This window comes from Methylobacterium sp. Leaf88, from assembly GCF_001422795.1.
In the GTDB taxonomy this organism is placed as follows: Bacteria; Pseudomonadota; Alphaproteobacteria; order Rhizobiales; family Beijerinckiaceae; genus Methylobacterium.
The window spans coordinates 1-1,619 of record NZ_LMMK01000032.1; the positions used below are offsets into that span (position 1 = coordinate 1).

The following is a 1,619-nucleotide window of genomic DNA, read 5'->3' on the forward strand; positions in this document are numbered from 1 at the left end:
GTGTCCGACGCAGCGGGTGTGACGGTGACCGGAGTGGGACTTACGGTTCTCCGATCTAGCCCAGGCGGATCAGGGAGATGAGCGATGGACCACTATGTCGGCCTCGATGTCTCGGTGCGCAGCACGAGCATCTGCATCCTGAGCGCGTCCGGTCAGGTCGTGCGCGAGGGCAAGGTGGAGAGCGAGCCGGAAGCCATCGTGGCGTTTCTGGGCGGTCGCGGTCTGGCCTACGGGCGGGTCGGGATCGAGGCCGGTCCGCTCTGCCAGTGGCTCTATGCCGGCTTGGCGAAGGCGGGCCTGCCGGTGGTGTGCATCGAGACGCGTCACGCCAAGGCGGTGCTGAGCGCCCAGGTGAACAAGACCGACCGCAACGACGCGCGCGGCATCGCCCAGATGATGCGGGTCGGCCTCTACAAGCCGGTTCACGTGAAGACCCTGGCCAGCCAGGAGATCCGTGCCCTGCTCGGCGGGCGCCGGACCTTGCAGGCCAAGCTCATGGACATCGAGAACAGCATCCGGGGGCTGCTGCGCAACTTCGGCCTGAGGGTCGGGACCGTGACCCGCGCCCGCTACGAGGAACGCATCCGCGAACTGACGGACGGCCGAGCCGGGTTGATCGCCGTGATCGAGCCGATGCTGACCGTGCGCCGCGTGGTGCGCGAGCAATACGTGCTCCTGCATAAGCGGATGCTGGCGCTGGCTCGCGCGGACGAGCCCTGCCGCCTGCTGATGAGTGCGCCCGGTGTCGGCCCGTTCGTCGCGTTGACCTATCGCGCGGCGGTCGACGAGCCGGCCCGCTTCCGCCAGTCCCGCGCGGTCGGCGCGCACTTCGGACTGGCGCCGCGAACCCACCAGTCGGGCGAGTTGGACCGGCGCGGGCCCATCACCAAGAACGGCGACGAGACCCTACGCGCCGCGCTGTTCGAGGCAGCCCTGGTGCTGCTGCGGCCGGGCTCGAAGCCTTCGCCGCTGAAGGCATGGGGCCTGAAGCTCGCCAAGCGTCGCGGGACGGCCAAGGCCATGGTCGCGGTGGCACGGCGGCTGGCGGTGATCCTCCACCGGATGTGGGTCGATGGAACGCCGTTCCGCATCGAGGCGGCGATGGCGTAATCGACCTGTCGTAGAAATCCGCCGCGAGGCGGAGCGGTGTCCCTCCAGGGACCGAAGGTCGGTGAGATCGCGGGCGGGTTGAAGGGCCTTCGGGCGACTTCCCGAAAAAACTTGATCCACCTCCTGTCGGACCCAACCATGAAGCGGCCGGCGTGCCGACTTCGGAGAGAAGCCAGAGACCTGGTGGGACAGTCGAGCTAAGATCGCCCTGAAGGACAGGAGGTCTCCTTGACCCATCCGCTCTACCGAATCTTGCGGCTCCTCGAAGAGCAGGGGCTATGGTTCCGGGTGGACCGGCACCGCGACGACACTGTGATGATCACCGTCACTGTAGTCGGCGAGCGCCTGGAGATCGATGTCTTCGAGGATGGTCACGTCGAGTTCTCGCGCTTCAAAGGCACGGAAGACCTTGAATCCGACGAAGACGCCCTGAACGAATTGATCCGCCAACACGGACGAGAGCAGGTTGGCGATAATCCCTCTTGACCTGAAACACCCAATAGAGAAGG

The 1,619-nt window shown here is 66.5% G+C and carries 2 protein-coding genes; both read left to right on the forward strand.

What is annotated here, in order from left to right; genetic code table 11:
- Positions 1–84 precede the first annotated feature (84 nt).
- On the forward strand, positions 85–1,110 hold the full coding sequence (locus ASF20_RS16125; protein WP_056275756.1) for an IS110 family transposase: 1,026 nt from the start codon (positions 85–87) through the stop codon (positions 1,108–1,110).
- Between the two features lie 228 nt (positions 1,111–1,338).
- Positions 1,339–1,596 carry a hypothetical protein gene (locus ASF20_RS16130; RefSeq protein WP_056275759.1) on the forward strand — a complete coding sequence of 86 codons (258 nt, stop codon included), beginning with the start codon at positions 1,339–1,341 and terminating at the stop codon, positions 1,594–1,596.
- Positions 1,597–1,619 lie beyond the last annotated feature (23 nt).